Genomic DNA, 6,985 nt, shown 5'->3' on the forward strand with positions numbered 1-6,985 from the left:
ACTTGGTAAAGGTTGTTTGGGAATTATTCAAGCCGAAAGATGAAGTAATTCATTTGGATTAAGTTTTAGGTAGTTTAGGTTATCAATTGGGCGGTGTGACAGGCCGCCCTTCATTAGAAAAACATGGAGCAAGTACTACACCTGAATGTCACTCAAGACATACGCCATGGAACGACAATCATTTTTATATGTTGTATCCTGATTATTATTGCCTCGTTTATTGATATGTGGACCGGCATAGATGCCGCAAGAGTGAATAAAGAACCGATAAGTAGTCGTGCACTACGGAAAACGGTGACAAAGATTATTGACTATTTGCGTGTACTGGTTTTTGCTGTCTTAATAGACGTATTAGGCTTATGCTTTACATGGTATGCCATCCCTTATTGTGCCATATTAGCTACGCTTGGAGTATTACTTATCGAGTTCCGATCTGTCATTGAGAACAGCAAAAAGAAGCGGAGCCACGCAGGTGAAGTCGTTGATATGGTTGCCAGAATAATAAGTTGTGCCCAGGAGAAGGATGCAGAGGAACTGATTAAATTAATCAAGAAAGACAAGGAGGAAGGAAAATGAGAAAGATAAATCGCAAAATAAATTTGATCGTGATCCACTGCTCGGCGACCCGAGTTGATAAGGATTACACGCCGGAACAGTTGGAACGTGACCACAAGGCTCGTGGGTTTAATTCTGCCGGGTATAATTTCTATATCCGAAAGAACGGTGAGGTCGTACCGATGCGCCCGCTGGAACTTATCCCGGCCCATGTGACAGGGTACAATAAAAATTCGATTGGTATCTGCTACGAGGGAGGTTTGGATGCTGACGGTAATCCTGATGATACCAGAACGGATGCGCAACGGAGTGCCATCGTGGAACTATTGCTTAAACTGGTAGCGCAGTTCCCTGATAGCCGTATCTGTGGCCATCGTGACCTATCACCTGATCTGAACGGTGACGGGAAGATCACGCCTAACGAGTGGACCAAGATGTGTCCTTGCTTTGATGCGGAAGTGGAATATAAGAATATTTGAGGTCATGAAAGCATGGCAAGCTATACTCATCATATTGCTGACTGCAGCACTATGTTCTGTAATTGGTTACAGCTATGGGCGACGGGAAACATGGGGCTTCACGCCTGTAGCTGATACCGTCCGTATCCGTGATACGATTCGCGACAGTATTCCTTATCCCGTGATCGAGACCGTCGTGCAGGAAATACCAGAACTGTTCCCTGTTTATATAACCTTGGATGGTGACACGATCCATGAGTCAGTCTATATTCCTGTTCCTATAACACAGAAGGAATACCAAACAGAAAATTACCGTGCCTGGGTATCCGGCTATAAGCCATCATTAGATAGCGTATGGGTATATCCGGAAACCAAGATCATCCGAGAGAAACCTCGCAGATGGGGGATAGGGGTGATAGCTGGTTATGGAATCGGGCGGAATGGATTGTCTCCTTATGTTGGTGTAGGAGGATATTGGAGGGTGTGGTAGGTATTATGTCTTTATGATAACATGTTGCTATTATATAGCATTTTATTATAACGTACATACACTTATTAATAATTGCATTAATTTGTCAAAATAAAGTATTACATATTTTTATAATTAAATAAATTATTGTATCTTTGCTATACAAAATAGGACATTATTAATTTTAACTGAGTGGGGGCAACACTTTAAATTCTGCACCAATATTATGACTACCGATTTCTACACCATCGCTGAGATCGAGAACCTGCACGTTATCGAGACTACCTCTGCCATGAATGGCTATCCGCAAGATCTCAAGAAAGCTTTAATTGGATTCGACACCTACGAGCAGGCAGAGAAGGTCGCTAAAATATACGGATTGAGTATCGAATACTTCACCAAGCGTGACGGCTGGCAACTATACTACCGCACTGGCAATCATGCTTACTCTGCCATTGAGGTATCCGCTGAAGACTATGGCGACAATTACCGCTCATTCACTTCTTCTGATTACGATGGCTTCTACAAGAACGAAGTTAAGGATATTGTAGGTAACTTTGAAAATTTCGACGAGCTGGATGCATTTTTGGAAACGAAAAGAAGGATCTTCGAAGAGATTGAGGACTTAGAGGACGACGAAATGGTTATTACTCGTGATGGCGAGTATTACGAGACCATTAAGTGCGTCACCATGTCACATTATTACGACACCAAGACGACCGTAATAGGGGTAATTGGCGAGATCAAGGAATCAGACCCTATCACGAAGGATGACGTGTTGGAGATGTTGAGCGGCCCACACATGAGTGGCTGCTATACGGCGGTACGATCTACAGACGCTCAAGGTTACAATGAGAATTATGGGGCTACGCCTGTAGATTCTTTTTTTGACGAAGACAGTAGCGACTATCTGCCAGATGACAACTGGACATTGACCGGTTTTCGTATAGCCACACCTGATTGCGTGGACATGGATGTCTGGGCACAAGAATTTGACGAAAATAATAAATCCGCTCTCGCTACAAGCATGCAAGAGGGCAACCTTTATGTAGCGAGCTTCTGGAATGAGACTAGAGGAGGGAATGACATTCTAATTTGGGAATCATGAGGACATTTTTAAAAAATAAAGTCAGTGGCGAAGAGATCGAAGTAACCGCTACAACAGAGCACCCTGATAGCAGCTATGGACATCCTGTTTGGGTTGACAAGAACAACTTGGCGTATTGCGAGGTTGGGCGAGAACAGCCATTTTATGAATTAATCAATAGATCAACACATCGTGAGATAATAGGGCAGCAACTCGCTACCCTCAGAGAAAAACGAGGATTGTCTACACGCCAGCTTGCTGATATGTGCGGTTTGAGCTTTTCGAATATCACCAAGATAGAGCGAGGCTCGTACAACGTTAGTATTGACCTTTTGAGCAAGGTGTGCGAGGTACTAGGCGCTGATATCAGAATCATGGAGAAGGAGATAGAGAATGGCGAAGCGTGAGATACCTTTATTCATTTTCGACACGACCCGATGGCACAAGCATGGGGACGCGGATTTCGTAGCGTGCACAGACATTGACAATGGGTTCGTGGCAAAAGCCACCATAGTTGACGCAAGCGAACCAGATACCACAACCGACACATTGCGTGTGGGATACGAGAACAGTGGTTATAAGCTACGAATGGAGATCAAACGTGTAACAGGCAATAATCCCACGCCATCAGCCATGAGAACATTGCTGAAAAAGGCGTGCGATTTCTATGTTGAGAATAAGCGCACGCCAATCCATACAGATTCACCAAGCACACAGGACTGTGTCCGATTCTTGGGATTGCTGATAGACGGAAACCGTCAGAACATTCAGGAGGCTGGCGTTGATCATAACAGGAGAAAGACAATAGAGACAAGCCTGAGAATGCTGGAAGTCATAAGATTGAAATTGCTTGAGTGATATTCGCGATATTGTGGATTTACCCATTAATTTTTATCCTTGTCCACTTTTTGTGGTCAGTATAGATGTATCTTATATTATACGTTTAGTCCCTATATCTGAAAATAGGGACTAAAACGAGTTTAATATATTTGTATATTATGTAATATAATTTCATTTAAAATCGCATATGTAGCGTTTATTTATATATATTTGTATAGTCTTTAGTGAAGTTGAATATACTGAAAAGTGTCTCCAGCTCCACAAAGGTTGTTGATGTTCTCAGCAGCCTTTTTTTGTCTAACTTTACTCTGATAAATTGCATATGAAAAAGTGGTTGTATATTTTAGGTATTGCTATTGTCAGTATGGGATTTTCTTCCTGTACGGTTCATCATCATACGCATAAACATCCGAAGCCGCCTAAACATCATCATAAAGGTCCGAAACCGCCCAAACCACCCAAGCATCATTATCATTGGTAAGAAAGCGTATGAAGAATAGTGGTTTTACGTGGCGAAAAAGGTTGCGGAGTTTCAAGTATGCTTTCCATGGTATTTGGTTGTTGGTACGATACGAGCATAATGCTTGGATTCATTGCTTTGCTGCCGTCTGTGTATTATTAGCAGGTTTTCTGCTGAATCTTTCAGCAGAAGAATGGATTGTCATAGCCTTTGCCATAGGTCTGGTATTGGCGGCGGAGGCAATTAATTCGTCGATTGAGGCTTTGGCGGATTTAGTCTCGCCGGAATATAACGAAGCTATAAAGCGGACGAAAGATCTGGCTGCCGGAGCTGTTCTGATATTGGCAATAACGGCGGCTATTGTGGGATTTATTGTGTTTATACCTAAATTATTTATATTCTTTGAATAAGTCATGTCAAGATATGTGTTGTCAGCCTTTCTGACTTTATGTATGTGTTTCTCTGCGATAGGGCAGGAGTTGCAAGTGACAGGTAGCCGCAAGGCTGTACGAACTTCGGGCGATGTATTGGTTTTTGTCACACCAGTGGCTAGCTTGGCTACTGTATTAGCTTTGCAGGACTGGGAAGGATTAAAGCAAGGTGCTTTGTCGGGTGTTACAACAGTCGGCTTGACGTATGCATTGAAATATATAGTCAAGAAAGAACGACCGGATAGAAGTGATACGCACTCTTTCCCCTCAATGCATACATCGGTTTCTTTTGCTGGTGCGGCTTTCATTCAACGTCGTTATGGCTGGAAATGGGGTATTCCGGCTTACGTTGTTTCTACCTACGTCGGCTGGAGTCGTGTTTACGGAAAGAAACATGACTGGTGGGATGTAGCGGCTGGAGCAGTCATTGGTGCAGGCAGTTCATACATCTTTACACGTCCGTTTGCCAAGGAACATAACTTGACAATTAGTCCCGTTGCCGGCAACGGAGCTTGTGGCATATACATGTCAATGAACTTTTAAGATCCTGGCTAAAGATCTTTCAGCAGGATTTTATCGTTACTGCGGATCATGTCTTCTCTGATTTTGAGTAAAGTTCCCCATTCTTTATGGAAGAGCTTTTCTGTATCAATCTTGAAGTTCTCGGATCCGTGCCGATCTATTTTGTCGAAGAGAAAACCTACACTGATTTTGTTGATATCGATAGCCGGCTGATAATGAATAATCCGGTTGTCATTGCCGATGACAACTTCCGAAATAATTCCTAGCTCCGTCAGACTATAAAGAATTTGTGTAGTAATTCGGATGGGAATTTTATACATGACCGACAGTTTGTCGGCTGTATAGGGATGTCCGCCTTCGGCAAAGCGCTTAATGATAAGTGTTGCTATCAGTAAGGTAAGAAAATCTTTGTAACGCCGACTGATGTGCGTACTGTCTCGTTCGAAACTGAACTTTTTTACATTCTGGGAAGCATACGATAATTCAGCACCAAACAGGCAAATCAGCCAGGATAATTGTAGCCACAAAAGTAAAAGTGGCAAAGCAGCGAAACTACCATAAATAGCGTTATATTTACTTACCCAAATCTGTCCGCTAATATATACCAGTTGGAAAAACTGGAAAGCACATCCGGAAATAATTCCGGCGATCAATCCGTTCAGAAACTTTACTTTTGTATTGGGTAAGGCAATGTATAATCCTGTAAATGCCAGTGAAGTAAATACATAGGGCGTGATGGTCAGAATTAATTCAACAATGGGCGTAAGAAACAGATAGTGCTGTAAGAACGAATTCTGGAGCGTCGATAAGAAAATGGAGATACCGCTTGAAGAAATCAGCAAGATTGGCATGATGACGAATAGAGCTAGATAATCGGTTACTTTACGTAACCAAGGACGGGATTTGTTGATTTGCCAAATGTCATTGAATGTATCTTCGATAGACGATATCAGACTGATGACTGTATAAAACAGAAGGATTAAACCGATACCGATAATAACTCCACCTTGTGCCTGGGCTAAATAGCTATCAACAAATTCAAATGCTTTATCTAATTCTACTTGATGTCCAGGAAAATAATCCAGTAACGTTGTCCGGACAGTATTCTGAAATCCAAAGCCTTTGGCAATACCTAAAAGAACGGCCAGTAGCGGAACAATTGCCAGTAATGTATTATACGTTAAAGCCGAAGCTCTTGTTTGTAAGTTCTCGCTTTGAAACCCACGAATAGCCAGAATGATCGTTTTGATTGCATTGATGTAAATGACTTTTAGTCCGCTTACTTCATTTTCTGTAATTCGCCAGATATCGTAAGTAACGAAATGAATTGCCCAGTTCAGGAATTCCTTTATTTTTTGGATACGTGATTTTACTTCTGTCATGATACTGAAAAACTCTTGATCGATGCCAATAAAGATAAGGATTTATTGATTAGGATGGATATTTTTAGTAGAAAATAAAAATGCAGTTTGCCGATAAGCCGGGTTCTGTCCTTTATACCGAAATATAAAGTGTCTGCCATTTATCTAATCCTGTTGTCACCAACAGGCTCAAGCGGTCTACCCCTCGGCATCGGACGAGCCATCCTACGTGCGCCGATATACATGACCTTACAACCTATAAGGCGTACGGCATCTTCTGTTGCCAAAAGACCCGGTGAGCTTTTACCTCACCTTTTCACCCTTACCACGCCGAAGCATGGCGGTTATTTTCTGTTACGCTACTCAAACCTCGCGGCCTGCTTCCCGTTAAGAAGTATAGTGCTCTGTGTTGCCCGGACTTTCCTCACATCAGCTAAAGCTGACGAGCGACAGACTGGCAAACTGCATGGCTGCAAAGATACGTTAGTTTTGGAAATAAATCTATCATTTGGAATGAAAAAGTCTTTTCCTCTTGCTTTTATTGTCTTTTTTATTGCTTTAGAATTGAAAACTACCTGTATTTTATATTTTTGACATTTGTCGAAAAGCTTTACCATATTTGTCAAAAAGATTTAGCACATATATGAAAAAGCTTTACTACATCTGTCAAAAATATAATTCTTGCTGAGGCCAGGGCTGACGCATTACAATCATTTTTTATTGGAATCAATTTTATTACAAGGAGGATTCCAGTCTGCATCAAGTAGTTCTACGAGGAAATCAGAATTCCATCCTGCCATTT

At 41.9% G+C, this 6,985-nt stretch carries 10 protein-coding genes and 1 other RNA gene; 9 read left to right on the forward strand and 2 right to left on the reverse strand.

Features of this window, described 5'->3' with window-relative positions; genetic code table 11:
* Positions 1-123 precede the first annotated feature (123 nt).
* The 9 genes from MUN53_RS17845 (at position 124) to MUN53_RS17885 (ending at position 4,843) form a co-directional block, all read left to right on the forward strand.
* Complete coding sequence (locus MUN53_RS17845; protein ID WP_243326750.1) at positions 124-576, forward strand: phage holin family protein; 453 nt, start codon at positions 124-126, stop codon at positions 574-576.
* Complete coding sequence (locus MUN53_RS17850) at positions 573-1,034, forward strand: N-acetylmuramoyl-L-alanine amidase (protein WP_243326751.1); 462 nt, start codon at positions 573-575, stop codon at positions 1,032-1,034. The genes MUN53_RS17845 and MUN53_RS17850 overlap by 4 nt, the downstream gene beginning before the upstream one ends.
* Before the next feature lie 4 nt (positions 1,035-1,038).
* Positions 1,039-1,503 carry a DUF6808 domain-containing protein gene (locus MUN53_RS17855; protein WP_243326753.1) on the forward strand — a complete coding sequence of 155 codons (465 nt, stop codon included), beginning with the start codon at positions 1,039-1,041 and terminating at the stop codon, positions 1,501-1,503.
* A 205-nt stretch (positions 1,504-1,708) separates the two neighbouring features.
* The gene (locus MUN53_RS17860; RefSeq protein WP_243326755.1) at positions 1,709-2,590 is read left to right on the forward strand and encodes a type 1 periplasmic-binding domain-containing protein; all 882 of its coding nucleotides are present in this window, start codon (positions 1,709-1,711) and stop codon (positions 2,588-2,590) included.
* Positions 2,587-2,976, forward strand: a complete 390-nt coding sequence (locus MUN53_RS17865) for a helix-turn-helix domain-containing protein (protein ID WP_243326757.1) — start codon at positions 2,587-2,589, stop codon at positions 2,974-2,976. The genes MUN53_RS17860 and MUN53_RS17865 overlap by 4 nt, the downstream gene beginning before the upstream one ends.
* On the forward strand, positions 2,963-3,427 hold the full coding sequence (locus MUN53_RS17870) for a hypothetical protein (protein WP_243326758.1): 465 nt from the start codon (positions 2,963-2,965) through the stop codon (positions 3,425-3,427). The genes MUN53_RS17865 and MUN53_RS17870 overlap by 14 nt, the downstream gene beginning before the upstream one ends.
* 304 nt (positions 3,428-3,731) lie before the next feature.
* Complete coding sequence (locus MUN53_RS17875) at positions 3,732-3,890, forward strand: hypothetical protein (protein ID WP_022456672.1); 159 nt, start codon at positions 3,732-3,734, stop codon at positions 3,888-3,890.
* Positions 3,891-3,898: 8 nt separating this feature from the next.
* A complete protein-coding gene (locus MUN53_RS17880; RefSeq protein WP_243326759.1) occupies positions 3,899-4,279 on the forward strand; it encodes a diacylglycerol kinase family protein in 381 nt (126 codons plus the stop codon).
* A 42-nt stretch (positions 4,280-4,321) separates the two neighbouring features.
* Positions 4,322-4,843 (forward strand): phosphatase PAP2 family protein, encoded by a 522-nt coding sequence (locus MUN53_RS17885; RefSeq protein ID WP_394803104.1) that lies wholly within the window; start codon positions 4,322-4,324, stop codon positions 4,841-4,843.
* Positions 4,844-4,851: 8 nt separating this feature from the next.
* Here MUN53_RS17885 and MUN53_RS17890 read toward each other — a convergent pair whose 3' ends face one another.
* Complete coding sequence (locus MUN53_RS17890) at positions 4,852-6,204, reverse strand: YihY/virulence factor BrkB family protein (RefSeq protein WP_243326762.1); 1,353 nt, start codon at positions 6,202-6,204, stop codon at positions 4,852-4,854.
* A 78-nt stretch (positions 6,205-6,282) separates the two neighbouring features.
* Positions 6,283-6,649: RNase P RNA component class A (rnpB, locus tag MUN53_RS17895), an RNA gene on the reverse strand.
* Positions 6,650-6,985: the final 336 nt, after the last annotated feature.

The organism is Parabacteroides faecalis (genome assembly GCF_022809355.1).
In the GTDB taxonomy this organism is placed as follows: domain Bacteria; phylum Bacteroidota; class Bacteroidia; order Bacteroidales; family Tannerellaceae; genus Parabacteroides; species Parabacteroides faecalis.